General features: G+C 73.9%; 13 protein-coding genes. 7 read left to right on the top strand and 6 right to left on the bottom strand.

The window, feature by feature from the left end; translation table 11 throughout:
- The coding region (locus tag ABZ374_RS39880) for a condensation domain-containing protein (protein WP_360321513.1) at positions 1–2747 on the bottom strand (2747 nt) is incomplete at its 3' end.
- Positions 2744–10447, bottom strand: a complete 7704-nt coding sequence (locus ABZ374_RS39875) for an amino acid adenylation domain-containing protein (protein ID WP_360321510.1) — start codon at positions 10445–10447, stop codon at positions 2744–2746. The genes ABZ374_RS39880 and ABZ374_RS39875, both read right to left, overlap by 4 nt.
- A 184-nt stretch (positions 10448–10631) precedes the next feature.
- On the opposite strand from ABZ374_RS39875, the gene ABZ374_RS39870 reads away from it, so the two are divergent.
- Positions 10632–14207, top strand: a complete 3576-nt coding sequence (locus ABZ374_RS39870; protein WP_360321507.1) for an amino acid adenylation domain-containing protein — start codon at positions 10632–10634, stop codon at positions 14205–14207.
- Positions 14208–14350: 143 nt separating this feature from the next.
- Positions 14351–17050: a SpoIIE family protein phosphatase gene (locus tag ABZ374_RS39865; RefSeq protein ID WP_360321504.1), complete on the top strand. Its 2700-nt coding sequence runs from the start codon at positions 14351–14353 to the stop codon at positions 17048–17050.
- Here the strand turns inward: ABZ374_RS39865 and ABZ374_RS39860 are convergent.
- Positions 17047–17385, bottom strand: coding sequence for a GNAT family N-acetyltransferase (locus tag ABZ374_RS39860; protein WP_360321501.1), 339 nt, complete (start codon positions 17383–17385; stop codon positions 17047–17049). The two genes, ABZ374_RS39865 and ABZ374_RS39860, sit on opposite strands and share 4 nt — an antisense overlap.
- Positions 17386–17481: 96 nt before the next feature.
- Here ABZ374_RS39860 and ABZ374_RS39855 point away from each other — a divergent pair, with 96 nt between their 5' ends.
- Positions 17482–17979 carry a carboxymuconolactone decarboxylase family protein gene (locus tag ABZ374_RS39855; protein WP_360321498.1) on the top strand — a complete coding sequence of 166 codons (498 nt, stop codon included), beginning with the start codon at positions 17482–17484 and terminating at the stop codon, positions 17977–17979.
- 47 nt (positions 17980–18026) lie between these two features.
- Here ABZ374_RS39855 and ABZ374_RS39850 read toward each other — a convergent pair whose 3' ends face one another.
- Positions 18027–20132: a SpoIIE family protein phosphatase gene (locus ABZ374_RS39850; protein ID WP_360321495.1), complete on the bottom strand. Its 2106-nt coding sequence runs from the start codon at positions 20130–20132 to the stop codon at positions 18027–18029.
- A gap of 426 nt (positions 20133–20558) precedes the next feature.
- Between ABZ374_RS39850 and ABZ374_RS39845 the strand changes: the two genes are divergently transcribed.
- Positions 20559–20756, top strand: a complete 198-nt coding sequence (locus tag ABZ374_RS39845; RefSeq protein WP_360321492.1) for a hypothetical protein — start codon at positions 20559–20561, stop codon at positions 20754–20756.
- A 31-nt stretch (positions 20757–20787) separates the two neighbouring features.
- Here the strand turns inward: ABZ374_RS39845 and ABZ374_RS39840 are convergent, their stop codons facing one another.
- Positions 20788–21363, bottom strand: coding sequence for a hypothetical protein (locus ABZ374_RS39840; RefSeq protein WP_360321489.1), 576 nt, complete (start codon positions 21361–21363; stop codon positions 20788–20790).
- Between the two features lie 110 nt (positions 21364–21473).
- Here ABZ374_RS39840 and ABZ374_RS39835 point away from each other — a divergent pair, with 110 nt between their 5' ends.
- The gene (locus tag ABZ374_RS39835) at positions 21474–22292 is read left to right on the top strand and encodes a sugar phosphate isomerase/epimerase (RefSeq protein WP_360321486.1); all 819 of its coding nucleotides are present in this window, start codon (positions 21474–21476) and stop codon (positions 22290–22292) included.
- A gap of 97 nt (positions 22293–22389) precedes the next feature.
- Positions 22390–23940 carry a GMC family oxidoreductase N-terminal domain-containing protein gene (locus ABZ374_RS39830; protein ID WP_360321483.1) on the top strand — a complete coding sequence of 517 codons (1551 nt, stop codon included), beginning with the start codon at positions 22390–22392 and terminating at the stop codon, positions 23938–23940.
- Between the two features lie 21 nt (positions 23941–23961).
- Here the strand turns inward: ABZ374_RS39830 and ABZ374_RS39825 are convergent, their stop codons facing one another.
- On the bottom strand, positions 23962–26097 hold the full coding sequence (locus tag ABZ374_RS39825) for an MMPL family transporter (RefSeq protein WP_360321480.1): 2136 nt from the start codon (positions 26095–26097) through the stop codon (positions 23962–23964).
- A 161-nt stretch (positions 26098–26258) separates the two neighbouring features.
- Here ABZ374_RS39825 and ABZ374_RS39820 point away from each other — a divergent pair, with 161 nt between their 5' ends.
- The gene (locus ABZ374_RS39820; RefSeq protein WP_360321477.1) at positions 26259–26477 is read left to right on the top strand and encodes a hypothetical protein; all 219 of its coding nucleotides are present in this window, start codon (positions 26259–26261) and stop codon (positions 26475–26477) included.
- The last annotated feature ends 266 nt before the right edge of the window (positions 26478–26743 follow it).

The following is a 26743-nucleotide window of genomic DNA, read 5'->3' as shown; positions in this document are numbered from 1 at the left end:
TACGACCACACCAACGGCGCGACACCCTCCGGATCCTGCACCACCGCCACCGCATCCGGGACCAGCGCCGCACGCTCCTCCAGCAGATCGGCCACGGTCAGTTCGGGTACCGGGTGGGTGGTGTCGTTCCAGCCGGCGACCAGCCGGCCGCGTTCGGCGGGGGCGAGTACGTCGATCCGGGCGCAGCCGCGCGTCGGGTCGTCGGCGAAGGCTTCCAGGATCCGCAGGTAGCGTTCGGTGAGCACTTCGACGTCGGCGCGGGTGAAGGCGTCGTCGTGGTACATCGCCCGCAGGCGGGTCACCTCGCCCGGGGTGACCACCACCGACACCGGATAGTGGGTGGCGTCGCGGACCGCGTGGCCCAGCACGCGCAGTGCCCCGTCGGGGCCGAACCCGCGGTTCTTGTCCGGCAGCGGCAGGTTCTGGAAGACGAAGAAGGTGTCGAAGAGCGGGCCCGCGCCCACCATGGCCTGGAGTTCGCTCAGGCCCAGGTACGGATGGTCGTGCAGGTCCGCCTTGTCGTCCTGGGTGCGCCGCCACAGCTCGGCGATCGACTCGTGGGGCGCCGAACGCACGCGTACCGGGACGGTGTTGAACAGCACGCCGACGGTGGTGTCGATGCCATCGACGTCCGGATGCCGGCCGGAGACGAGGGCGCCGAAGACGGTGTCGTCGCGTCCGGTGAGCCGGCCCAGCAGCAGGCCCCAGGCGCTTTCGTAGAGCGTGCCGACGGTGACCCCGGCCGCACGGGCGCGGGCGGCCAGGCGGCCGGCCAGGGCGGCGGGCACCTCGCGGTGGATCTCTCCGGCCGAGTCCGGGGTGGCGTCGTCGCCGGGCGGGCGTGGGCCGGCCAGGAGTGTGGGTTCGGTGACGTCGCCCAGATAGGCGTACCACGCGGCGCGGGCCGCGTCGTGATCGCGGGTGCCCAACCAGCGCAGGAAGACCCGGAAGGGGGTGGCGGACCGCGCGTCCTCGGCTGCGGCGTCGGTGTAGAACTCCAGGAGCGAGGTCAGCGCGAGGCCGCCGGACCAGCCGTCGAGCAGGGCCACCTGTGAAGTGAGCAGGAGCCGGTGGCCGGTGGCGGAGGTACGGGCCAGGGCGAAGCGGATCAGCGGTGGGCGAGCGGGGTCGAACGGGATCTCGCGCCGGCGGTCGGCGAACGCCTCGAACGCGGCCTCGACGTCGACGGGTCCGTCACCGGGTCCGGCCGCGGGATCGGCTGCGGTGAGGTCGGTGTGGGTGAACGGCACGGTGAACCGTCGGGGCACCACCTGCACGGGTCCGTCCTCGGTGCCGACGAAGCCGGCCCGCAGGTTCGGGTACTTCTCCAGGACCCGGCGAGCCGCGTCCGCGAGCCGCTCGACGTCCACCGGGCCGTCCAGGAACAACACGGCCTGCTGTACGTAGATGTCGCGGGCCGCGCCGTCGAGCATGAGGTGGAAGAGCAGCCCCTCCTGCAACGGGGACAGCGGCAGCACCTCGGCAACGCCCGCGCCGCCGAGCGCGCGATCGAGCGCGGCCTCGTCGACCCGGCCGCCCTCCGCGTTCCCGGCCGAGCCCGCGTCGGGCAGGGCCGGGAGCAGGGCCGCGCGCCAGGACCGGAGCAGGGCCGCGATGTCGAGTTCGGGCAGCGTCTTGGGGTCGGCGACCACCCGCAGCGCGATGCGTCGGCCCGCGCCGGAGGGCGAGTGGTCGACCCACAGGTCCAGGCGCAGCGGATAGCGCGAGAGCGAGTGCCCGTCGCTGTCCCGGTCGTGGGCGAGCAGGGGTTCGTCACCCAGGTCGGTGTGCCCGTAGGCCAGCAGCACGCCGGCCTCGGGTGCATCGGCGAGCGCACCGGCGATCTGCTCGACCAGATGCAGCGCCATGCCGAAGTCCGCCGCGCCGCGCGGATCGGCGGGCAGCGCGTCGGCGGCCGATACACCGGCATCGCCGAATCCGGGTTCCAGCAGCGCGGGGAAGACCCGTCGCAGGTCGCCGACGGTGTGCGCGAATCGATCGCCGTGCCGGTCCCGGTCGTCCTCGGCGATGTCGAGGAACAGCGGTCCGGCGGCCGACTCGCCCAGCACCTTCGCCACGGTCGCCGCCAGGATCGCCCGCAGTGGCGTGTCCGGGGTCAACGCGACCGTCCCCGGCGGGAGTTCGAGAACGTCGGCGACGACGGCGGGGGGTGTGTCGGCGATCCCGGGTTCGTTCGTGTCCCACGGCGCGGGTGTCTCCAGCTCGTCCACCCGGTCCATCAGGGTGAACCAGCGGATGGCGCGGTCGAGCAGGTCCGGGTCGGCGGCGTCCCGAGCGACGGCGGCGGCGTAGTCCGCGGGCGTCGCGGGCTCGGGCCCCAGCGGTTCGCCGCGCAGTCCGGCGCGCAGTTCCTCGGCGAGGATGCGCCACGACGTCCCGTCGAGCAGGCCGCCGGGCACCGCGACGACCAGCAGCCCCGGCCGGGTGGGGCCGCGATCCACCCACGCGGTCGCGGGAGTCGCGTCCACGCGGGCCACCCGGGCGGTGGAGCGCCGGGCGTCCGCGCCGACGCTGAAGGTGCCGCACCACGCCGTGGGCTGCTCGGTGCGCAGGCGTTGGTGGCGGGCCAGCACCGCGGTCGCCCGCAGATGTGCGGTCTCGGCGGTGAGTTCGGGCGGGGCGATCAGCGCGCGCACCGTGGGCGGGGCGTGCTCGAACGCCTCGCGCCGCCACAGCGCCACGGGGGTGTGCACCGGGTGGTCGTTCGAAGGTTTGAGGTCGCTCACGTCGTCCGCCCCGAGTTCGTGTTCGCTGTCGTCGTCGTGGTGCCGGTGGTGATCGTGGCGCCCGGGATGCGCGCGGCCGTCTCCGCGGCCCAGGCCGCGAGCAGGCGGCGGGCGTCGTCCGCGTCGACGCTCGGCCCGGCGCACAGCGTGAGCCGGCATCGGGTGCCGTCCTCGCCCGCCGCCACGGCGATCGCCGCGTCCAGGGGCCAGCGCGTACTCACCGCCGACGGCATGTCGTCGGCCCACCCTCGGGCGGGCGCGTCCCGCAGCACGATCTCCGCGCGGGCGCCCCGGCCCAGCACCCGTGCGCCGGACCGGCTCGCGTAGCGCACCCGGGTGTAGCCGGCCCCGCGCAGGTCGGCGGCGCGCGGTTCCGGCGCGGGGCCGCCCCGGGTGACGGTGAGGGGGTAGACGTAGGCGAACGAGCCGACCGGGGGCGCCGATTCGGGCGCTCGGCGGCGGAACGGATCCACGAGCCGGTCGATCAGCAACTTCTCCACGTCGGGGGTGCGTGCCTGTAGGGCGCTCAGGAACGCCGCGCAGGCGGCGGCCCGGACGGCTTCGTCCGGGCCGGCTCCGCCGGCGCGGGCGACGACGGCCGCCAGAAACAGGGGGCGGCCCGAAGCCGTGCCCTGTACGGCGGGTGCCGGTGCCGCGTCGCGCAGTTCCTCGGCCCAGGTGCTCTCGTCCGCGTCGGCGCGCGCCACCTCGTCCGGGTCCGCGTCGAGCGGCCCGGCCGTGGGCGGCGACGGTGTCCCCGGCGACTCCTCCGCCAACACGGCGGCCAGTTCGTCCGCGACCCGTTCGACCGCCGCCGCGTCGAGCGCGAGCGCGTGCGCGACCACGAACAGGCGCTCCGGCGTCAGGGTCACCGCCAGCGTCGGTCCGCGCGTCACATCCAACTCGGCGGCCATCCGGCCCGGTTCCCCCGCGGGGTCCGCCGTCGTGCTCGCGACGACGCGCACGGTGGGGTCCGCCTCGGCGACCGAGGTGGTGCGCCACAGCCGTTTGCCGACCGTTTCGATCCGCAGCCGCAAGGCCGGGTATCGACCGACGAGTTCGGTCACTGCCCCGGTCGGGAACTCGTCCCGGCCGGCCGCGATCGGGCGCACGGCGCACACGTGGTGGCCGTTCGGCCCGGTCCCGCCGTCGCGGAACACGTGCGACAGCGGCGGATCGGCGAGCGGCACCGGCGCGGCCGGCACCGATGCGGGCGGGGCCGGTGCGGCCGACACCGCCGCCTTCGGGTCCTCGCGTCGGGCGACCCGGGCGAGCGCGGCGGCGCTCTGGTGTCGGAAGACGTCCTTGACCGTGAACCGCAGCCCGATCGACCGGGCCCTGGTCGCCACGAGGGTGGCGCCGATGCTGTCGCCGCCCAGTGCGAAGAACCCGTCCCGCGCGCCGACCCGGTCCACCCGCAACACCTCGGCGAAGATCCGGGCCAGTTCGGCCTGCGCTCCGTCGCTCGGCACGGTGTCCGGAGTGCTCGGCGCGACCACCGGATCGGGCAGCGCCGCCCGATCGAGCTTGCCGTTGGGCATCAGCGGAAGCGCGGACAGCACCACGATCGCGGCCGGGACCAGGTGTTCCGGCAGGTGCTCGGCCAGTTCGGCGCGCAGCGCCTCGGGGTCCACGTCGGCCGCCGCGGCGGGCACCACGTGGGCGACCAGGATCGGCGCGCCGGTCGGCCCGGGTCGGGCGCCGACGACGGCGGTCGCGAGGTCGGTCCGACGGTTCAGGTGCGCTTCGATCTCGCCGAACTCGACGCGCACCCCGCGCAGTTTGACCTGCCGGTCGGTGCGGCCCAGATAGACCAGGACGCCGTCGGCGCGCCGGCGCACCAGGTCGCCGGTGCGATACATCCGAGTGCCGGCGGGGCCGTAGGGGTCGGCGACGAAACGTTCGGCGGTCTGTCCGGGCCGATGCAGGTATCCGTCGGCGAGTTGGGCGCCGGTCAGATACAGCTCGCCGGGCAGGCCGATCGGCGTGGGGCGCAGTCGGGCGTCCAGGACCAGGGCACCGGTGTTCCACACCGGGCGGCCGATCGGTACCGCGTCCGTGTCCGAGCCGGCGCCCGGTGCGGCCGGATTCCACGCGGTTGCGGTGATGGTGGCCTCGGTGGGCCCGTACGTGTTGTGCGGCATCAGGCCGAGTACTCGGGCGCTGCGCGCCGCGGTGGCCGGCGGCAACACCTCGCCGCCGCACAGGAGCAGCCGCAACGACGGGGGGCGGGGCGCGGATCCGGCCTCGACGGTGTCGAGTACCGCGTCCAGCATCGGCGGCACGAAGTGCGCCGCGGTGACCGCGTGGGTGGCCAGGAGCGCGGCCAGGTGCGCGGGGTCGCGGTGCCCCTCGGCGGCGGCCAACACGACGGCGGCGCCCTCGCCCAGTGGCCAGAACAGCTCCCACAGCGACACGTCGAACCCGATCGGTGCCTTGTGCAGCACCCGGTCGGCGGGGCCGAGCCGGTACTCGCCCTGGACCCAGGCCAGTTGGTTCGCCAACGCGCCGTGCAAGACGAGCACGCCCTTGGGCCGGCCGGTCGAGCCGGAGGTGTAGAGCACGTACGCGGGCTGCGCGGCGAGCGGCGGTGCGACGACCGGGGCGGCGGCGTCCGTGTCGTCGTCGATCACCATCACCGGCCGCCCCCAGGACGGTTCCGCGTGCCCGGCATCGGTGAGCACCAGCGTGGGTCGGGCGTCGGAGAGCGTCTCGGCCAGGCGGGCGGGTGGGTCCTCGGGGTCGAGCGCCAGGTAGGCCGCGCCGCTCGCGAGCACCGCGTGCAGGGCGACCACCAGGTCGGGCGAGCGCGGCAGCGCCACGGCGACCAGGGCGCCGGGCCCGGCGCCGGCGTCGACCAGCCGTCGGGCGCTCGCCCGGATCCGGGCGCCCAGCCGTTCGTACGTGGTCACCGTGCCGTCGGTGGCGATCACGGCGGGGGCGAGCGGGGTGCGGCGGGCCTGGGCACGGAAACGCTCGACCACGGTGTCGGCGGGCACCTGGTGTGCGGTGGCGTTGAACTCGTGCACGAGCTGTCGGCGTTCGGCGTCGGCGAGCAGGTCCAGGCTGCTCAGGCGCGCGTGCGGGTCGGCGAGCACCTGCGCGAGCAGCCGGTGCAGCCGCTCCAGCAGTGCGACGACGGTGGCGTGTTCGAACAGGTCGCACGCGTAGCCGGCGTGCACCCGGATGCCGTCGCCGGCCGTCTCCACGAAGCGCAGGTCGAGGTCGAACATCGCCGCGCCCGTGCTCGGGGCGAACGGTTCGGCGTGGGTTCCGGGCAGGGCGAGGTCGATCTCCTCGGCGCGGTGGTGGGTGAGGGTGGCCTGGATCAGCGGGTGCCGGGACAGGGTGCGGGTGGGCCGGAGTCGGTCCACGACCCAGTCGAAGGGCACGTCGGCGTGCGCGAAGGCGGCCAGGTCGCCGGTTCGGGTGCGGTCGAGGAGTTCGACGAAGGTGGGGTCGCCGCCGACCCCGGTGCGCAGCACGACGGTGTTGACGAACAGGCCCACCACGGCGTCGAGATCCTCGTCGGCGCGGCCCGTGACCGGTGCGCCCAGGAGGATGTCCTCGCCCGCCCCGAGGTGGTGCAGGACCGCGACGACGGCCGCGTGCAGCGTGGTGAACACGCTTGCGCCGGTGCTGCGCGCGAGGTCGCGCAGAGCGTCGGCGAGGTCGGCGGGCAGGGTGTGTTCGGCGCTCGCGCCCCGGTGGCTGCGTTCGCTCGGTCGCGAGCGGTCGGCGGGCAGCGCCAGTTCCTCCGGCGCGTCGCGCAACGTGGCGGACCAGTATTCGAGTTGACGCCTGGTCAGGTCGGTGGGCGTGTCCCGTCCGCCCAGGATCGTGCGCTGCCAGGCCGCGTACGCGCCGTGTCCGGCGACCGGTTCGGGACGCGGCGGCGGCGCCGTTCCGGCGGTGCGCGCGGTGTAGGCGGCGGACAGGTCGGCCAGCAGCGGTCCGAACGACCAGCGGTCGGCGGCACTGTGGTGCAGCACCAGGATCAGGACGCTCTCCCCGTCGGGGGCGCCGACGAACAGCGCGGCCCGCAGCGGCGGATCGACGCCGACGTCGAACGGCCGCGCCGCGAGCGCGGCCACCTCGGCATCGACCTGTTCGGGCGACCGGGTGTGTGCCGGCACGACGGCGCAGTGCAGCCGGGCCTGCGCGGCTTCGGGCGTGAGCACCTCGCGCCGGGGTGCGCCGTCGGCGCCGGGTACCAGGAGGGTGCGCAGGCTCTCGTGCCGCGCGACCACGTCGTGCACCGCCGCGCGGATCGCCTCCGGCGCCACCCGGCCGCGCAGCCGCAGGCCCAGCGGCAGGTTGTAGGCCGCGGACGGCCCGCGCACCTGTTCCTCGAACCACAGGCCGACCTGGGCGAACGACGCGGGTGCCGGCCGCGGTACGGCGATCTCGCGTACCCGCGGGCGCACCGGCTCGGCCGTGTCCACCAGTCGGGCCAGGGCCGCGGGGGTGGGCGCGTGGAAGACGTCGGGCACGGCGATGTCGACCGCGAAGGTCAGGCGCAGCCGATTCGCCAGCCGGGCCGCGAGCAGCGAGTGCCCGCCGAGCGCGAAGAAGTCCTGGTCCGGGCCGACGTGTTCCGGTGCCAGGTCGAGGAATTCGGCGAAGATCGCGCACAGGGCGCGTTCGCGTTCGTCGGCCGGCGCGCGGGTGGGCGCGGCGATCGCCTGCGGGACCGGCAGCGCGTTGCGGTCGAGCTTGCCGTTGGGGTTGAGCGGAAACGCGTCCAGGAGCACGTACGCGTCGGGCCGCAGCGGGCCGGGCAGGGTACGGGCCAGGTCGGCGCGCACCGCGTCGACGTCGACGCGGGCACCCGGGGTGGGCACCAGGTAGGCACACAGGGCGGTGCCGGAGCGGTAGGCCGTCACCAGCGCCCGGGCGATGCCCTCGTGGCGCAGCAGGTGGTGCTCGATCTCGCCGGGTTCGATCCGCACGCCCCTGATCTTGAGCTGGTGGTCGGCCCGGCCCACGAACTCCAGTTCGCCGTTCGCGCGCCGTCGCACCAGGTCGCCGGTGCGGTAGAGCCGGCTGCCCGGCGGCCCGTAGGGGTCGGCGACGAATCGTTCGGCGGTGGCACCGGGGCGGCCGAGGTAGCCGCGGGCGAGGCCGTCGCCGGCGAGGTAGAGCTCGCCCGGGACGCCGATGGGCACCCGACGCAGCGCGGTGTCCAGGACGTGGGCCCGGGTGCGGGCGATCGGCCGGCCGATCGGCACGGTGGACGACCCGCCGCCGGCGCCGGCCCGGTGGAGGTGGGCGAGGCTGTCGCCGGCGGCTTCGGAGCAGCCGTACAGGTTGACCACGGTGGCGTGCGGCAGTCGGGTGGTGACCGCGTCGGCCAGGGCCGTGGGCAGGGTTTCGCCGGAGCAGATCCAGGTGTGCACGCCGTCCAGCGCGCCGGGCGGGGCGGTGTCGAGGAGGGTCGCCAGCAGGCTGGGGACGACGGTGAGTACGCCGGCACGGCTGCGTTCGGCCAGCTCGGTCAGGCGCAGCGCGTCTCGGGCGGTGGTGTCGTCGGCCAGGACGAGGGTGTCGCCGGCGACGAGGGCGCCCAGGAGTTCGGTGCTGCCGTCGATGAAGGCGAGCGCGCTCTTGGCCAGGCGCACGCCCGGACCGGGCTCGGCCGGCAGTGCGGTGCGGCCCCAGCGCAGTCGGTTGACCAGGGCGCGTTGGGTGCCGACGACGGCCTTGGGGCGGCCGGTGGAGCCGGAGGTGAAGACGACGTAGGCGGGGGTGAGCGGGTGGATCGGCGGGTGGGCCGGGTCGGCGGCGGTGGTGGCCGGGAGGTCGTCGAGGCGCAGCACGCGGGCGATCTCGCCGGGTGGGGTGTAGTCGGCGTCGCAGACGAGCAGGTCGGGTGCGGCGTCGGCGAGCATCGCGGCGACCCGCTCGGGCGGGTGGGTGCGATCCAGGGGCAGGTAGGCGGCGCCGATGCGCAGGATCGCGAGCAGGGTCGCGACCAGGTCGGCGGTGCGCGGCAGGGCCAGGGCGACGACGGGTTCGGTACGGGTGCCGACGGTACGGGTGCCGACGGTGCGGGTACCGACGGTGCGCAGGGCGAGGGTGAGGCCGGCGGCGATCCGATCGGCGCGGGCGTCCAGGTCGGCGTAGGTCCAGGCGGTGTCGCCGGCGTGGACGGCGAGGGCGTGCGGGTGCTCGCGGACGACGGCCCGGACGAGTTCGGCGACGCCCCCGGCGGGGAAGTCCTCGGCGTCGTCGTCGGGTTGTCCGGGTATCTCGGCCGGCGGAAGCATGTCGAGCAGGGCCAGCGGTGCGTCCGGCCGGTCCAGCGCGGCGCCGAGCAGGCGTTCCAGGTGGCCGAGCAGGCGCTCGATCGTGTCGGGCGCGAACAGGGGGGTGCGGTAGGTGGCCTCCACGAGCAGCTCGTCGTCCCGGAGGAAGCCCTCCAGGGCGAGGTCGAACTGGGTGGTGCCGTTGTGCACATGGCGCCAGGAGGTTTCCAGGCCGGGCAGATCGAGGTCGCCGAGTTCGCGGGTGAGCAGGCCGAACATCACGTCGAACAGCGGTGGTCGGCCGGGTCGGCGGGGCGGGCGGACCGCGTCCAGGACCCGGTCGAAGGGCACGTTCCCGTGCTCGAACGCGTCGGTGCACACGTCGCCGAGCCGGGCGGTGGCCTGACGGAAGGTCAATGGTCGGGCGTCGTCGGCGAGATCGGCGCGCAGCACGACGGTGTTGCCGAAGTTGCCGATCAGGTCGGCGGCGTGCGGGTCGGCGCGGTCCATCACGAGCGTGCCGATCGGCAGGTCGACGGCTCCGGTGTGGCGCCGGAGCACGGCCGCGAACGCGGTGAGCACGACGGTGAACGTGGTGACGCCGCAGTCGGCGGCGAACTCGCGGATCCGGACCGGCAGTTCCGGGGCCATGCGGTGCACGTGCCGGCCGCCGCGCTCGTCGGACGCCGCCGTTCTGGGGCCGTCGGCGGGCAGGTCGGGCGGGATCGGCGGCGGGGTCAGGCGGGCCCGCCAGAACTTGGCACCCGCCTCGTCGACCGGCCGGGTATGCGCCCACGCGGCGAGGTCGGCGTACTGTACGCCCGGCGCGGTCGCGGTGAACGCGCCGTCCGGCCCGGCCGCGCGCCGGTAGAACGCGGCGAGGTCGCGCGCGAGCACGCCCCACGTGCCGCCGTCCCAGGCGATGTGGTGCACGACCTGGACGAGTGCGTGGTCCGCGGGCCCCAGGGCGAGCAGTTCGTAGCGCACGGAGCGTTCGCGGGCCAGGTCGAACGGGCGGGCCGCCAGGCGCCGCGCGATCCGCTCGGCCTCGGCGTCGCGCGCGTCGACCGGCAGGTGGGTCAGGTCGCGGACCGACAGCGGGTTCTCCGGCGGGTCGGCGATCGTCTGGTACGGCACGCCGGCCTCGTCGGCGTGGTACGTGGTGCGCAGGACCTCGTGGACGCGCAGCAGTTCGCGCGTGGCCACCCGCAGCGCGGCGACGTCGAGCGGGCCGCGAAGGCGGATGAGCAGGCAGCCGTTGTAGGACGTGCTGTCGGGGTCGGCCTGTTGGTGCAGCCACAGGCTGTGCTGCACGGCGGACAACGGTGCGGGTGCGCTCCGGTCGCGGGGGCGGACGCCGTCGGTGGGGGTGTCCGGTTGCATGCCGGCTTCGGCCAGCAGCCGCCGGATCAGTTCGCGGCGGCGTTCGTCGGCCGGGTTCGCACTCGTCAAGGCGTGGCCCCTTCGGCGCCGGCTCCGCGGAGCGGCGAACGGTCTGAACAGTCGAAAAGCCTTGCCTGACTTAGGTTTGCCTACCCTATATTTGTGACGCTCGAGGTGAGTGTCAAGAACGAGTCGCCCGGGCGACGCCGGCACTCGTGTCCTGTGGACCCATTCGCGATCGAAGGAGAACGGCGTGCGGCTGACCGTCGAGGACGTCCGGCGCGACGTGGCGCAACTGCTGGAGGTGGCACCGGAGTCCCTGCGCGACGAGGACGACCTGATCGCGCTGGGGCTCGACTCGCTGCGGCTGATGCGGCTGGCCGGGGGCTGGCGCCGCAGCGGCGCCCGGGTCACCTTCGCCGACCTGGCGACCGTCCCGACCGTCGCGGCGTGGATCACGCTCCTCACCGGCGACACCGAACTCCCGCCGGCCGCGGCGCCGACCACACCGCCGCCCGCACCGCGACCCGAGCCCACGCCCGAACGCACACCGGAGTCCGGCCCGTTTCCGCTCGCGTTGATGCAACACGCCTACTGGATCGGCCGCTCCGAGGGACAGACGCTGGGCGGGGTCGCCGCGCACCTGTACACCGAGTTCGACACCGAACCCGGCGGCGCGGTGGACCCGGCCCGCCTGGAAGTCGCCGCCCGCGCCCTGGTCGCGCGCCACCCCATGCTGCGCGTACGCGTCACCGACGACGGCCGGCAGGAGATCCTGCCCGCCGGACCCGACGCGCTGCTGCGGGTGTTGGACCTGCGCGACGCGGACCCGGACAGCGTCGCCGGCCGCCTGGAACGCATCCGCGACGAATGTTCGCACCAGATGCTCGACATCGAGTCCGGCCGGGTGTTCGACCTGCGGGTGACCCTGCTGCCCGGCGACCGCAGCCGGTTGCATCTGGACGTGGACATGGTCGCCGCCGACGCGCTCAGCTACCGGGTGTTGCTCGCCGACCTCGCGCTGCTCTACACCCACCCCGAACCGGCCCCGCCCGCACTCGACTACGACTACCGCAGCTACCTCGCGGCCCGTCCCCCACTGCGCCGCGCCGCCGCCGAACGAGCCGCCGCGTACTGGCACGAGCGCCTGCCCGACCTGCCCGGCGCACCCGAACTCCCGCTGCGCAACCCGCTACCGGCCGACCTGACCCGGGTGACCCGGCGCCACCTGTGGTTGAGCCCCGAGGAGCGCGGCCACTGGTCGGGCCGCGCGCACGCGCACGGGGTCACCCCCGCGATGGCCTTCGCGACCGCCTTCGCCGCCGTGCTGGCCGCCTGGAGCGCCACCCCCCGATTCCTGCTGAACGTGCCCCTGTTCGACCGCGAGGACCTGCACCCGGACGTGCCGCGCCTGGTCGGCGACTTCACCGGGTCCGTGCTCCTGGACGTCGACATGTCCCAGCCGCGCTCCTTCCTCGACCACGCCCGCGCGATACAGACGCGGATGCACCACGACGCCGCGCACGCCGACCACTCGGGCCTGCACGTGCTGCGCGACGTGGCCCGCGCCCGCGGCGAACAGGTGCTGGCGCCCATCGTCTACACCAGCGCGCTGGGCCTGGGCGAACTCTTCGACGCCGAGGTACGCGGCCTGTTCGGCGAACCGTCCTGGATCGTCTCGCAGGGCCCGCAGGTGCTGCTCGACGCGCAGATCACCGAGGTGCGCGGCGGCCTGCTGGTCAACTGGGACGTGCGTGAGGACGCCTTCCCGGACGGGGTCGCGGACGCGATGTTCGGCGCCTACCGGGAGTTGCTCACCCGGCTGGGCAACGCGGACGCCGACTGGCGCGCGCCGGTCCCCGAACTGCTGCCCGCCGCGCAACGGGCCGTCCTGGACCGGGTGAACGCCACCGACACCGCGCGTTCGCACCGCGCCCTGCACGACGGCTTCTTCGCGCACGCCGCGACCCGGCCGCACGCCCCCGCGCTCGTCTGGGGCCGCGCGGACGACGACGGCGGCACCCTGACCTACGGCGAACTCGCCGAGCGGGCCCGACGGGTGGCCGGCGCCCTGCGCACGCGGGGCGTCGGGGCCGGCGACACCGTCGCGATCACCCTGCCCAAGGGCCCGGACCAGATCGTGGCGGCCCTGGGCGTGCTCTCCGTCGGCGCCGCGTACGTCCCGATCGGCGTCGAACAACCGCCCGCCCGCCGCGAGCGCATCCACCGCACCGCCCGCGCCCGACTGGTCCTGGACGCCGACGGCAACACCGGCGGATCGCCGCACGCCGCCGCACTCGCCCTCCCCGAGGCTCTCGCCGAGGTCCCCGCCGAACCCCTCCCGACCGCAGGCCCGGCCGCCGACGCCGACGCGGTCCCCGCACCGCCGACCGTCGACGAGGAGAGCATCGCCTACGTGCTGTTCACCTCCGGATCCACCGGCGAGCCCAAGGGCGTGGAGGTCCCGCACCGCGCCGCGATGAACACCATCGACGACCTGGTCGAGCGGTTCGCGCTGGGCCCGGACGATCGGGCGCTGGGCCTGTCCGCACTCGACTTCGACCTGTCCGTGTTCGACATCTTCGGCCTGCTCTCGGTCGGCGGCGCGGTGGTCCTGCCCGCCGACGAGGACCGACGCGAGGCCGACCGCTGGGTCGACCTGGTCCGCGAGCGGCACGTCACCGTCGTCAACTGCGTACCGGCCCTGCTCGACATGCTGCTCACCGCGGGCGCCGCGGCCGACTCGGCGGGCCTGGGCACCGACCTGCGCGTGGTGCTGCTCGGCGGCGACTGGGTCACCGTCGACCTCCCGAGCCGACTGCACGCACAAACCCCCGACTGCCGCTTTGTCGCCCTCGGCGGCACCACCGAGACGGCCATCCACTCCACCGTGTACGAGGTGCCCGCGGGCACCGAACTCCCGCCGCACTGGCGGGCCGTCCCGTACGGCACCCCACTGCGCAACGTGCGCTGTCGGGTCGTGGACGCGGTCGGCCGGGACAGCCCCGACCGGGTCCCCGGCGAACTGTGGATCGGCGGCGCCGGCGTGGCCGCCGGCTATCGCGGCGACCCCGAGCGCACCGCGGACCGCTTCCACGAGGTCGCCGGACACCGCTGGTACCGCACCGGCGACCTGGCCCGGCGACTGCCGGACGGCACCCTGGAGTTCCTCGGCCGCGCGGACCATCAGGTCAAGCTGCGCGGCTTCCGGATCGAACCCGGCGAGATCGAGACCGCGCTCGACGCCGTCGCGGGAGTGCGGCGCGCGGTGGCCGGCGTGCACGAGGGCGCCCTGGTCGCCGCGGTCGTCGCCGAACCGGAGGTGCGTGCGGACCGGTTGCGCGCGGCGGCCGAGAAGTCGCTGCCCGCGCACATGATCCCCGAACACATCGTCCTGGTCGACGAACTGCCGCTGACCGCCAACGGGAAGGTCGACCGTCGCGCCCTGGCCCCCCTCTGGGGACGTCGCCCCGCAGGCCCCCCGCCCGAACCGCCGCGCACCGACCTGGAACGCCTGATCGCCTCGATCTGGCAGCAGTCCCTGCCCGCCGGCACCCGCGAACTCGGCCGCGACGACGACTACTTCGCCCTCGGCGGCGACTCGATCCTGGCCACCACCATCGTCGGCCGGCTGCGCGAGACCCTCGGTTCCGACAAGGCCACCGTGCGCGCGATCTTCACGTCCCGCACCATCGCCGCCCTGGCCACCCACCTGCGCGCCCACGAGAGCACCCCCGACCGCCTGGACCGGGTCGCCCACATCCATCTCCGCGTGGCCGCCCTGTCCGACGAAGCGGTCTCCGCCGCCCTCGGCGCGGCCCCGGCCTGACCCCGGCCGGCACCGAGCCTGCTCCCGTCGCCCACGCGGCCGGAGCAGGCCCGGCGACCGCGCGAGCAACCACCCGCGACCGCCTCGACGGGCGTGACATCCCGTTTTGGTCAGACCCCGCCGAGCGGGGTAGAACGATAGACATGGCCGACGGTTTCGGCCGATTCCGGGGCGCATCGGTTCAGCCACCGCCCGACAGGCGCCCGAGAAGCGTCGCCGGGCAGGTTTTCGTACTGCAAGTGGTCATCGTGGTGCTGCTCGTGGCCGGCGCGGTGCTCGCGCTCGTCCTGCAATCCCGGTACGACAACGACCAGGAGGCCCGGCAGCGGGCGCTCTCCGTCGCGCAGACGTTCGCCCACGCTCCCGGCCTGCCGGCCGTACTCCAAAGCCCCGACCCCAGCACCGTGCTGCAACCGCTGACCGAGGCCGCCCGCCGGGAGGCCGGCGTCGACTTCATCGTGGTGACCAGCCCCGAGGGGATTCGCTACACGCACCCCAGACCGGAACTGATCGGGCAGCGTGTCGTCGCCACCATCGCCCCGGGCCTGGCCGGCCGCACCATCGTGGAAAGCGTCTACGGCCCGCTCGGCCACGAGGAACAGGCGGTCGTGCCCGTCATCGACGCCGGCGGCACGGTCCGGGGTCTGGTCATCGCCGGGCTCAAGGTGGAGAACGTGAGCGGCGTGCTCGACCGGCAACTGCCGATCATCCTGGGCACCGCCGCGGCCGGCCTGGCGGTGGCCACCGGCGGAACCGCGCTGGTGACCCGGCGGCTGCGGCGCCAGACCCACGGCCTGGACCCGGCCGAGATGACCCGAATGTACGAACATCACGACTCGGTGCTGCACGCGGTCCGCGAAGGCGTGCTGATCGTCGGCGACGACGGGCGCCTGGTGCTGGCCAACGACGAGGCCACCCGGCTGCTGGAACTGCCGCCCGACGCCGAGGGTCGACGGATCACCGACCTGCCCGATCTCGACCCGGAGATGGCCCGGCTGCTGGCCTCCGGCCGCCCGATCACCGACGAGGTGCACCTGGCCGGCGGCAGGTTGCTCGCGGTCAACCAACGCGCCACGGACCGTCACGGCGGCCACGGGAGCACGGTGGCGACCATTCGCGACTCGACCGAGCTGACCGCGCTCGCCGGCCGGGTCGAGGTCGCGGGCGGGCGACTCAGGCTGCTGTACGACGCGGGCGGATCCATCGGCACCACCCTCGACGTGGTGCGCACGGTCGAGGAACTCGCCGAGATCGCCGTCCCCCGGTTCGCCGACTTCGCCACCATCGACGTGGCCGACCCGGTCCTGGAGGGCGGCGAGCCGACCGGCAGCGACGCCAGAATGCGCCGGATCGCCGTGCGCGGCGTCCGCGACGATCACCCCCTGTACCCGCGTGGCACGCTCATCGACTTCGTCTCCTCGACCCCGCAGGCCCGCGGGCTCGACAGCGGCCGACCCGAGATCGTGGCCGACCTGGCCGGCGCGACCGGCTGGCACGCGCAGGATCCGGAACGGGCGGGCGCGATCGTCGCGTACGGCATCCATTCGCTGATCACCGTCCCCGTCCAGGCCCGGGGTGCGGTGCTGGGCGTGGCCAACTTCTGGCGCCTGGAGCGACCCGAGCCGTTCGACCAGGAGGACCTGTCGCTGGCCGAGGAACTGGTCGCCCGAGCCGGGGTGAGCATCGACAACGCCCGCCGCTACACCCGTGAGCACACCCTGGCGGTGGCCCTGCAACGCAGCCTGTTGCCGCGTGCCCTGCCCGAGCAGGCCGCACTGGAGGTGGCCCACCGCTACCTGCCCGCGCAGTCCGGGGTCAGCGGCGACTGGTTCGACGTGATCCCGCTCTCCGGCTGCCGGGTGGCGCTGGTCGTCGGCGACGTGGTCGGGCACGGCCTGCACGCCGCCGCCACCATGGGCCGGCTGCGCACCGCCGTGCACACCTTCGCCACGCTCGACCTGCCGCCGGACGAACTCCTGGACCACCTGGACGACCTGGTGGCCCGGATCGACCAGGACGAGACCGAGTCCGCGGTCGGCACCGGCATCATCGGTGCCACCTGCCTGTACGCGATCTACGACCCGGTGTCCAGACGCTGCACGATGGCCCGGGCCGGACACCCACCGCCCGCGCTGGTCGACCCCGACGGCCGCGTGCACTTCCCCGACCTGCCGGCCGGGCCGCCGCTGGGGCTGGGCGGCCTGCCGTTCGAGACGGCCGAGTTCGAGGTGGCGCGGGGCAGTTCGCTCGTGCTCTACACCGACGGCCTGATCGAGGACCGCACCCGGGACATCGACGTCGGCATGGAACTGCTGCGCCGGGCCCTGGCGCACGCCGGCCGGTCGCCGGAGGACAGTTGCCGGGCCGTACTGGCGGCGCTCCTGCCCGCTCGCCCCAAGGACGACGTGGCGTTGCTGATCGCCCGCACCCGGGTCCTGGGAGCCGACCGGGTGGCCGACTGGACGGTGCCCGCGGATCCGGCCGCCGTCGCCGGAATGCGCGAGGCGGTCTCCGCGAAGCTGGACGAATGGCGGCTGGCGGAACTGTCGTTCGGCACCGAACTGATCCTCAGCGAATTGCTCACCAACGCCATCCGCTACGGCACCGAGCCGATCGGGGTACGGCTGTTGCGCGACCACTGCCTGATCTGCGAGGTCACCGACGGCGCCAGTACCGCACCGCACATGCGCTACGCGGCCGGCATGGACGAGGGAGGCCGAGGGTTGTTCCTGGTCGCCCAGGTGGCCACGCGCTGGGGCACGCGCTACCTCCCGGACGGCAAGATCATCTGGGCGGAGCAGGCACTGCCGACGCCGCCCGACGACGCCGAGACCCAGCGCTAGCCGGCCGCCCCGTCCAGCCATTGCAGGATCTCCGGCGTCACCGGGTCGGCAATGTCGGCGAACTCCTGGTGCTTGCCCAGGAATTGCTTGACGTAGGGGCAGACCGGAACGATCCGCCGGCCGCCGGCGCGCACGTCGTTCAGCGCCTCCCGCACGAGCACGGAGGCCAGTCCTCGTCCGGCGAAGGCGTCGTCGATCTTCGTGTGGTAGAAGACGCGCTGCCCACCCCGGTCGTGGTACATCGTGACACCGGCGAACGTGCCGTCGATCCGAATCTCGTAGCGATCCCGGTCGGCCACGTGTACGACGACGGGCGCCACACCCTGATCGGTCATCCGCGTTTTCCTTTCCCGTCAGAAAGTTCCAGTTTCAACAATCAAGGAATCGATGATAGGACGAGCGACGAGAGATCGCGCGACGAGGGAGTGCACGTGACGGAAGCGGCAGTGGCGACCACCGGCGGACGGGTGTTCGTCGACAAGCGAAGCCCGCGAGCGTACAAGGCGTTGACCGGCACCGCCGAGGCCGTGCGGGAGGCTGCCGCCGAGGCGGGCCTGAACCGGCCGCTCGTCGAGCTGATCAACATCCGGGTGTCCCAGCTCAACGCGTGCGCGTTCTGCCTCGACCTGCACACCCGCACCGCCCTGCGCGCGGGCGAGACGGCCCAGCGCCTGGCCGTGCTGCCGGCCTGGCGCGACACCGCGTTGTTCAGCGCCCGGGAGCGGGCGGCCCTGGCCCTGGCCGAGGCCACCACGCATCCCGCGGACGCGGGCGCCCAGGAAGTCGCGTACGCCGCGGCCCGGGCCACCCTGACCGACGACGAGATCTCCGCGGTGATCTGGGTGGCGATCACCATGAACGCCTTCAACCGCGTGTCCATCATGAGCAAACACCCCGTACGCCCCACCGTCCCGACCCCTTCGACCTGATCCGCGACGAATACCGTACGAGCGACCCCGACCCGCGACGAGCCCGGTCAATCGAGGCCGAGATCCCACACGTCCGTGGCCGGCGAGATCTCCTGTTCGGCCCAGATGGTCTTGCCGCTCTGCTGGTAACGGCTCCCCCAACGCCGGGTGAGCTGCGCCACCAGGAACAGCCCGCGCCCGCCCTCGTCGGTGGAGCGGGCCCGGCGCAGCCGCGGTTGGGTGTTGCCGGCATCGGAGACCTCGCAGATCAGCACGTCCCGGCCGCGGACCAGGCGCAGCGTGACCGGGCCGTGTTCGCCGTATCGGATGGCGTTGGTGACCAGTTCGCTGACCACCAGTTCGGTGGTGAACACCAGGTGCTCCAGGCCCCAGACCGCGAGTTGCGCGGTCGACGACTCGCGGGCCCGGGCCACCTGTTCCGGATCGGCGGGCAACTCCCAGACCACGCTGTCCTGCTCGGGCAACGGCCGCACCCGGGCCAGCAGCAGGGTGGTGTCGTCCTCGCGCGCTCCGGTCGTCGCGGCGTCGAGCAGTTCCCGCCCGACCTTGTCCAGGTCCCGATGGGCGAGATCGCTGTGTTCGAGCCGATCCAGGAGGCGGCGCATGCCCGCGGCGAGATCGTGGTCGGGTCCGGAGACCAGGCCGTCGCTGTACAGGAGCAGCACGCTGCCCGGCGCCAGGTCGAGTTCGGCGATCTCGAACGGCATGCCGCCGACCCCCAGCGGCGGGCCGGCCGTCAACTCCACGAACCGGGCGCGCCCGTCGGGCCCCAGCACCGCCGGCGGCGGATGCCCGGCCGAGGCCATCCGGCACCGCCCGGTGACGGGGTCGTATTCCGCGTACAGGCAGGTGGCACCGGTCGCCTCCGCGGCACCGCTCGGCCGGATGGGGAAACGCTGGACCAGGTCGTCCACATGGGCCAACAATTCGTCCGGCGGCAGGTCCATGTCGGCGAGCGCCTGAACGGCGGTACGCAGCCGGCCCATCGTCGCACTGGCCTGGAGGCCGTGCCCGGCCACGTCGCCGACCACGAAGGCCAACCGCAGCGAGGACAGCGGGATCATGTCGTACCAGTCGCCGCCGATGCCGGCCGAGGAGGACGTGGGCAGGTAGGCCGCGAAGGTCTCGGCGGCCGGTTCGTCGGTGCCCTCCTCGGGCAGAAGGCTGCGTTGCAGGGCCAGCGCGACGTTGCGTTCGCGGGTGTAGCGGCGGGCGTTGTCCACGCTCAGCGCGGCCCGCGAGGCGACCTCTTCGAGCAGCCGGGCATCGCCCTCGTCGAAGGGTTCGCGGCGCTCGGTGCGCCACAACTGCACACTGCCGAGCGCGTGGCCGCGGGCGAACAGCGGTACGGCCAGCAGGCTGTGGGCGTTGTCGGGTACCACCCCCACGGCGTCCGCCGGGAGCACGTCGAGTCGCGGGATCAACAGGGTGGCCCCGGACTCCATCGCCCGGATCGCCGGCATGTCGGGCGGGACGGGCAGTCGTTCGCCGACCTGGACCAGTGTCGCGGGCCACGCCTCGCCCGGGTGTGCCACGCCGGCGCGGACCTCGGAGGTGTAGCCGGTCGCCGGGTCGACGGCGGGCTCCTCCCCGGCCAGGACCGACTCGGCCAGGTGTACGGCGGCGAAGTCGGCCAGGCGCGGCACGAACAGGTCGGCGAGTTGTCGTGCGGTCTCGGCGACGTCCAGGGAGGCGCCGATGCTCTCGGAGGCTTCGCGGACCACGTCGAAGCGGGTTTCGGCGCGTACCAGCTCGGTCGTGTCGTTCATCGTGACGAGCAGCCCGAGCGTGTGTCCCGTCGTGCGCTCGACCCGCAGGATGCCCACGCCCAGGTGCAGGAGCGTGCCGTCGGCGGCACGGGCGGGCAGCAGTTGCCAGGCCCGCAGGGCCGGCCCCGTCGGGGACAGCGCCCCGACCAGGGCGGACGCCGGCTGGTCGAGGCCGAGGCGGGTGAGGGCGGCCCGCATGTCGTCCCCGCGGCTCATCGGGGTGCGCGGGAAGAGCTCGACGCTCGCGTTGGTGGCGATGATCCGCAGGTCGGCGTCGACGGCCGCGAGGAGCATCGCCCCCTGATCGAAGACGGCGTGCGCCAGCGGGACCGTCCACTCCGCGGGCAGCTCGAAGTCGGACGCGCCGTGACCGTCTTCCGTCACCCTTCGATCCCTCCGGACACCGAGGCCGATTTGCCCAGTATCTACCACTTGGGCCGACCGTATACACGATCCCCGAACCGAGCCGGACCACGTCTTCCGCCGCCGGGCCCACCGGGGCGACACCCCGCCGCCACCGAACTCCCGCACGAGGTCGGCACGATCGACCACCTCGACGACGACCTCCGCCGCACGCCGGCGCCCGAGGACCACCCGCACGGACCTACCCGGCCGTCCCGAACGGCCCCCGGTCGGCCCGATCCCGGTCGGGCGCGGCTCGGGAGCAGCGCCTCGCCCGCCGAGCGACGCGCTGCCGCGTCCACGAGCGCGCGCACCCGCGCCGCCGAAACGACCATGCCGGGCGTACCCGGCGTCCGGCGCAGGAACCTCTCGACGCCCACGGCGGGCACCTCGCCGAGGTGGGGCCGGATGCGGACCGGCGTGTCCGGCTCGCCGCGCCAACTGTCGGCGCGCGAGCCGATGTCCACCGCGTCGCAACCGAGGGCGGGCGACACCGCGGTGGCCTCGGCCCGCGCGTCGTCGCCCGGCGACGGGCAGGCCGCCGCGGTCCGGGGCACCTGCGGGCCGGGCCGGGGAGAACGGCTTCGCGAACCCGCGAACCCGTAGGACGGGTCCGCGGATCCCCCGTCGGCACGCGCTACGTCGTGGTCGGCCCGGGGAGGTGCCACTGGAGTTCGATGTGTTGGCCGAGGGCGATCAGCCCGCAGGCGACGACATCGGTGCGGACGAACGCCTGGACCATCGTGTCCGTCGCGGCGTCGGGGTCGCCGGGGCGGAAGACGGACACCACCTCGATCCGGCCCGCGAGGTCTCCGCCCGGGCGCCCGGCGGCCTCGACCCGGGCCAGTGCCGCGTCCAGCACCTGCTCGGACGGCAGCCGCAGCCCGAAATGATAGGAATACTGAGGATTTGCCCGCATGTGCGCCATCCACGATGCCTGCGCCCGGGCCAACGGCCCCTCGGTGCTCGCGACGCCCAACTGCTGCTCGAAGGCCCACTGCTCGGGAGTCACCTCCGACGCGTAGAGCACGTTGGCGCGGTAGTCGCTCACCGCGGGTTCGACGAAGGCACTGAAGAAGTGGCCGCCCCGATCCAGGACGCGGCAGCCCAGCAGTTCGAGCACCCGTCGGGCCTGCGCACGCTCACCGGGCCGATGCAGCAGTTCCACGTGGCTGATCCGCCGGAGTCCGGTGTCGTCGTCGGGTGCGGCCATGCGGGGCTCCTGGCGGGTGGCGGCGGGCGGGCCGGGCGGCGGCCGGATTCCGGGCTGCCGCCTGGCTTCATAGCTATCATGGTTATGATAGCCCTCACAAGGAGGTGTCAATGCGCTACAGCTTCAACACGTTCAACCATTCGACGTATTACGGACTCGCGCCGTCCCTCCCCCACCAGATCGCCGCCGCCGCGTCGGCCGGCTACGACCACATCGGCCTCGACCTCCCCTCCGTGCTGGCGCACGAACGCGCCGGCCTGACCCCGGCCGATCTCGCCGCCTGCCTGAAGCAACACGGCCTGACCTGCTACGAGTTGGTCCCGCTCTCGATCTCCGCGGACCCGACGAGGACGCTGCACAGCCTGGAACAGGTGCTTCGGGTGGCACGGTTCCTGCGCCCGGCACAGGTGTTGTGCGTGGTCACCGGCGAGATCGACGACGCGGTAGTGGCCAATACCGCCCGATGCGCGCGGGCCCTGGCCGCGGCGCGGATCGGCCTGTCGCTGGAGTTCCTGCCCACCCGGGACATCGACTCGATTCCCGCCGCCATGCGGCTGCTGGATCGGGTCGCGGACCCGAACCTGCGCCTGGTCGTGGAGAGTTGGCACTTCTTCCGGGGGCCGAGCACGTGGGCGGACCTGGCCACGCTGCCGGCCGGGCGGATCGGCTTCGTGCAGTTCGCGGACGCGCCCGCGCCGATCTCGGACGACGTGCACCACGAATCCATGCACCGCCGGGTGTTGCCGGGGCAGGGCGTCCTGGAGCTCGACCGGTTCTGCGCGGCGCTGTCGGCGAAGGGGTACGACGGCGTGGTGAGCGTCGAACTGCTCTCCGACGTCTGGCGGGCCGCCGACCTGGACATCTTCGCCGCCGCCACCCTCGCCGCGACCCGCGCGACCTGGGAGACCGCGGCGGCCGGCCCCGGGTAGGCCGCCGCCCGCCGGATCACGCCGGGCGGGCCGGGCCGACCGGTCGTGTCCTCGAACAACATGCTCGATCCGTAGTCAGGAAAGTGGAGGAGTTCGCATGTCAGCCAGCCAGGTGAAGCCCGATACCGGGAACCGGACCGCGTCCGACCGCCGATACTCGGGAGGCGCTCCGGGCACGTTCGACGTGATCGTGGTCGGCGCGGGCTCGGCCGGATGTGTGCTGGCCGCCCGGTTGTCGGAGCACCCGGAGCGGTCCGTGCTGCTGGTCGAGGCCGGGCCCGACCACCGCCCCGACGCGTTGCCGGACGAACTGCGGCACCTGTCCCGGCCGGTGGCCTGGCCGTACAACTGGGGCGACCGGGTCGCCTCGACCGGCGGGCGCACGCTCCATTACGCGCGTGGGCGCGGCGTCGGGGGTTCGTCGGCGACCAACGGGGCGGTGGCGCTGCGTCCGGAGCCGGCCGACTTCGCGGCGTGGCCGGAAGGTCTGCGGTGGGAGCGCATGTTGCCCTACCTCAACCGGATCGAGCACGACCTGGACTTCGGCGACGAGCCGCACCACGGCGACGCCGGACCGATCCCGATCGTGCGGCATCCGGAGGCGGACTGGACGCCGTTGCAGCGCGGCTTCGTCGACGGATGCGTGGCGGCGGGCCTGCCGTTCTGCCCCGACCACAGCCGCCCCGAATCCACCGGGGTCGGCCCGATCCCGATGAATCGGCGCGGCACTCGGCGGGTGTCGAACACCGTCGCCTACCTCGACGCCGCCCGCGACCGGCCGAACCTGACGGTGCGCGGCGACGCCCACGTGCGACGGGTGCTGCTCACCGGCGGTCGCGCGACCGGCATCGAACTGGCCGACGGCGAGCGGGTGTACGCGGGCCGGGTCGTGTTGTCCGCCGGGGTCGTGCAGAATCCGCTGCTGTTGTGGCGTTCGGGCGTGGGCCCGGCCGCCGGCATATCCGCGCTGGGCATCGAGCCGGTGCACGAACTGCCCGCCGTCGGCGGCGGCTTGAGCGATCACATGGTGGTGTCCTATCGCGCGGCGGTGCGGCCGGACGCGGTACCCGACGGCGGACCGACGCTCCAGACCCTGGCGCGCGCGACGGCCCGTCCGGGCGGGGAACGCGTGCACGACCTCCAGTTGACCCCCGTCGCCCGGCGCAACCCGGACGGCACGAGGGAGATCGAGATCAGCGTCGCCCTGCAACTGCCCGACGGCTTCGGCTCGGTCGCCCCCACCGGCGACGCACCGGACGCGCCGGCCCTGATCTCCTGGCCGTTCACCGCCGACCGCGACAACCTGGAACGGCTGGCGATCGGGGTACGGCTGGCCGCGCGGGTGGTGGCCGCATCGGGCCTGGCCCTGGACCCGGCCGGCGTCCGGGCCGCGGCGGAAACGCCCGACGACGTGCTGTGTCCGTCGTTCGCCGACTCGCACTACGCCTTCTACCACGGCGTCGGCACCTGCCGAATCAGCGGCGATCCGGCGGCCGGCGTGGTCGACGCGGACCTGCGTGTGCACGGCCTGAGCGGACTGCACATCGTGGACGCCTCGGTCGTCCCGACGGTCCCGCGCGCCAACACCCACCTGCTGGCCACCGCACTGGGCGAGTTGGGCGCGGACCTGATCGCGGCGGCCGGGTAGCCGGCTCGGCGCGCCGAGCCCTCACGGACGTCGGTGGCTCGGCGGCGCCGAGGTGCGCCGGGCGTCCCTGCGCCACAGGGCGCTCGGCCACCACATGCGCTCGCGCAGGTCCAGGATCAGGGCGGTGACCACGACCGAACGCACCACCAGCGTGTCCAGCAGGACACCCAGCGCCACCGCGAAGCCGATCTCGGTGAAGCCGACGATCGGCAGCGTGGCCAGGGCCGCGAAGGTGCCGGCCAGGACCAGGCCGGCCGAGGTGATCACGCCGCCGGTCGCGGCGAGCCCGGTCAGCGCGCCGGTACGGGTGTCGCCGCGGATGCTCTCCTCGCGCACCCGGGTGGTCAGGAAGATGTTGTAGTCGATCCCCAGCGCGACCAGGAAGACGAAGACGAGCAGCGGGAACGAGGTGTCCTCGGCGGGGAAGTCGAACAGGTGCCGGAACGCCAGCGCGCTGACGCCCAGCGCCGCGGTATAGGACAACACCACGGTGGCGATCAGCACGACCGGTGCGACCAGGGCACGCAGCAGCAGCGCCAGGATCACCAGCACCACCGCGAGGATCACCGGGATCAGCAACTGCTGGTCCCGGGCCGAGGCCCGGTTGCTGTCGAGTTGGGCCGCGGTACCGCCGCCCACGAGGGCGTCGGCCTGCGGCACCGCGTGCACGGCGGCCCGGGCGTCGTCGACGGTGTCGCGGGCCGCGCCGCTGTCGGCGGCGTCGACCAGGGTCGCCTCCACGTACGACCGCCCGTCGCGCTCCGCCGGCACGCCCGGCGGCACCCGCACACTGTTGGGCACCACGCCGGAGACCCCCGCCAGCGACGCGCGAACGCCGTCCATCGCACCGGTGTCGGCGATCACCTGGAGCGGCTGCCCGGTCCCCGCCGGGAAGTAGCGGGCCTGGACCTCCTGGCCGACCACCGAGTCGGGCTTGTCGGTGAAGCTCTCGGCGGTGGTGAGCCCGGTGGCGTTCAGCGCCAACAGGCCCAGGGACAGTGCGGCCAGGATCGCCGACGTACCGATCCACACGGCACGCGGCCGGCGGGCGATGCGTCGCCCGATCCGGGCCCACCGGCCGGTCTCCGTCGGCTCGGGCGAACCCAGGTGCGGGATGGCCGGCCAGAAGATCCACCGCCCGACGATCAGCAGCACCGCCGGGAACAGGGTCAGCATCGCCGACAGAGCCACCGCGACACCGACCGCGGCAACCGGCCCGAGACCGTTGGTCGAGTTCATCTCGGCGGCGAGCAGGCAGAGCATGCCGACGATCACCGTCGAGGCACTGGCGATCACCGCGGGGCCGGCGCGGTGCAGGGCGAGCGCCATCGCCTCGTGCCGGTCCTCGTGTCGGCGCAACTCCTCCCGGTAACGGGCGACCAGCAGCAGCGCGTAGTCGGTGCCGGCGCCGAAGACCAGGACGGTCAGGATGCCCGCGCTCTGCGCGTTGACCACCAGGGACGCGTGCCGGGCCAGCACGTAGACCACCGCCTGCGCGGCGACCAGCGCGCCGACCACGCACACCACCGGGATCACGAGCAGGGTCGGGCTGCGGTAGGTGAACAGCAGGATCACCACGACCACGCCCAGGGCCGCGAACAGCAACGTCCCGTCGATGCCCTGGAACGCGTCGCTGCTGTCGGCGGCGACACCGGCGGGGCCGGTGATGTGCGTTTCAAGTCCGGTGTCCGGGTTGGCGTTCACGATCGCGCGGAGGTCGTCGACGGCCTTGGCGATGCTGTTCCAGCCGTTTTCGCCGAAGGTGATCGGCACCAGGATCAGCGCGGCGCGCGCGTCGCCGGCCCGGTCGGGAACCGGACCCTGCACCTGGGTGCCGAGGATCCCGTGGTCGTCGAGGGTGCGCATCCGCGCGGCGTCGGCGGCGATCGTCGCGTCGTCGGCCGGGGTCAGGCCCGAGTCGCGGGCGAACACCACGACGGCGGTGACGTTTTGCGGCAGGAACGCCTTCGACTGGTCGACGACCTTGGTCGACTCGGCGTTGCCGGGCAACCACGCGGAGGCGTCGTTCTTCTCCGCGTCCATCAACTTGCTCGCGGCCGGCCCGGCCGCGGCCAGTACCAGGATCCAGAGCACGAGAATGATCCACTTGCTGCGCCGGCCACAGACCAGCCGCGCCACTCGCCCCGCTCCACCCATCCCCGACACCTCCACCGCTCGGAGAACGTCCCGGTGTCGCCCGAGGTGCACTCTCCTCAGGATGGCACCGGGCATCGCATCACGCGTCCGCTGGAGCCGCGCCGGCCGCCCGGGGCCGGCGGCGGTGGCCGAACGAACCGGGGTGCGCGACCGTGGAAGGCATGAGCGACAAGGCGCACGGCCGCTTCGACCTCGTCGTCGAGGCGTATCGCCCGGGTGATTCGTACCGGCTGGTGATGCTCGCCGACGGCACCTACCGACAACTGCACACCCGCCGGGAACTGGACGACCTCGCCGCGCGGCTCGGCCTCGATCCGGCCGACCGGGACCGGGTCGCCTGGGAGGGCGGCGACGAGTGGCCGGCGGACCACGCGGGGTGACACCGGCGTCGAACGGCAACCGGGCGACGGGCCTGCACCGAGGCCGATTTCACATGCCCGCAGCACAATTGCCGGCCGATTCGCATGGCGGTGTGATCCGCCTCCGGCTACGCTTCGGCGTCCACCGGAGGTGCAGGCGCCGGGGCCGGGGCGGCCGGCTGTCGCCGGGTCCGGTGATTCCCTCGTTTTTGTCTCGTTTGCGTATCGGACCGTGCGCGGACTCCCGGCGTGCGGTGGACTCGATGAAGCGGAACGGCCCGCCCCTG

This window comes from Embleya sp. NPDC005971, from assembly GCF_040629175.1.
GTDB lineage: Bacteria > Actinomycetota > Actinomycetes > Streptomycetales > Streptomycetaceae > Embleya.
This window is presented reverse-complemented; position numbering and strand designations above follow the sequence as displayed.